The sequence below is a fragment of the Kitasatospora sp. NPDC091257 genome (assembly GCF_044757675.1).
GTDB classification, from domain to species: Bacteria; Actinomycetota; Actinomycetes; order Streptomycetales; family Streptomycetaceae; genus Kitasatospora; species Kitasatospora lactacystinica.
Genome location: NZ_JBIVVI010001601.1, coordinates 1 through 1649 on the forward strand (window position 1 = coordinate 1; position 1649 = coordinate 1649).

A 1649-nucleotide genomic window follows, 5' to 3' on the forward strand; every position below is an offset into this window, starting at 1 on the left:
CGTAGGCGAGGTCGCCGGACGGGGCCGGCTCCGCCCCCGGGGCCGTCGGTTCCGTGCGGCCGCCGCCGAGGCGCAGGACGGCCGGTGCCGCCGCCACCACGTCGGCAGCGGGCTCCCGGTCGGCGACCAGCAGGGCGGCGCCCGAGTCGGCGAGCAGGAACGCGAGCCGCTCGGTGGGGTGGCCGGGGTCGAGCGGCAGGTAGGCGGCCCCGGCGGCGTGCACCGCGAGCAGGACGGCGGGCAGGTCGGCGGAGCGCTCCAGGTGCAGGGCGACGACGTCACCGCGGCGGACCCCGGCCCCGCCCAGGACGGCGGCCAGTTCGTCGATCCGCTCCACCAGCGCGCGGTAGGTCAGCCGCTCGGTGCCCGCGCTGACGGCGACGGCGTCCGGCGTCTCGGCGGCCCGATCCCGCACCAGGTCCAGCGCCGTGCGCTCGCGCGGGTAGGCGTGGGCGGTGGCGTTCCACTCCTCCGTCACCAGGTGCCGCTCGCACTCGCCCAGCAGCGGCAGGGCGCTCAGCGGCGTCTCGGGCGCGGCCGTCGCGGCCTCCAGCAGGGCCGTCCAGTGCCCGGCGATCCGGTCCACGGCGTCCGGCGACAGGACCGCCGGAGCGTACTGGAGCGAGAAGGCGAGCCCGTCGGCGGTGTCGACAGCCTGGAGGTGCAGGGTGTTGCGGGCGGCGCCGTTGAACACCGCGCGGTCCACCCGGACGGTGCTTCCCGGGAACACAGGGTCCGCGGCCGCGCCGCGCCGGTAGCCGAACGACACGGGGGCCAGCCCGGCGCGCGGCGTGAGGCCGCCGACCGCCGCACCGAAGGGCACCGGGCGGAACGGGTACCCGCCACGGGCCTCGGCCCGCACGGCCCGGGCAAAGGCGGCGAAGGACGTCCGGGCGGTCACCCCGGCCGGTGCGTGCACCGGCAGCTCGTTGACGAACAGCCCGATCTCCCCGGCCTGTTCGGGGGTCCGGACGGACAGCGGCACGGTGACCGGGACGGCCTCGCCGCCGTAGCGCAGCAGCAGGGCGTGCAGGGCGGCGAGCAGGAACTCGAACACGGTGACGCCGCAGCGCTCGGCGGCCTCGGCCAGGTCCGCCCGGCCCCGCGCGTCGATCCGCCACGCGTCGGACTCGCCGGACGCCGGGGCCGTGACGGCATGCGGCAGTCCCGGGAGGACGGGCTCCGTCGCCGCGGCCCACCGCGGGTCGTACCAGTCGGCGGCCCGGCGGACGAGGTCGGGGTCGGGCGCGGAGAGGGGCGCGGACGGGATCCGGTCGGCGGCCGGGGCGGCCTCGCCCAGGGCCTGCGCGTAGGCCGCGGCGAGTTCCGCCACCAGGATGTCCTTCGACTCCCCGTCGAAGACCGCGTGGTGCACGACGGCCAGCAGTTCCGCCGCCTCACCGCTGCCGCGGTAGAGGGTGAACCGGGCCAAGGGGCCCGCCTGGAGGTCGAACGGTCGTGCCGTGTCCTCGGCCAGCCGCTTCTCCCGGCCCCGCGCGCACTCCTCGGAGGCGTCGACCACGTCGAGGACCGGGACGGGGCCGGGCTCCAGCACGAGGCTGCCGTCGCGTTCCACGAACACCCGGGACAGGGCGGGGTGACGTGCCGTCACCGTCGAGACGGCCCGGGCGAGGGCCTCGGCGTCGACC

At 77.9% G+C, this 1649-nt stretch carries 1 protein-coding gene; it reads right to left on the minus strand.

Annotation, left to right across the window (positions count from 1 at the left end; translation table 11 throughout):
• A partial coding sequence (locus tag ACIQOV_RS40645; RefSeq protein WP_401056064.1) for a condensation domain-containing protein occupies nucleotides 1-1649 on the minus strand: 1649 nt, incomplete at both ends.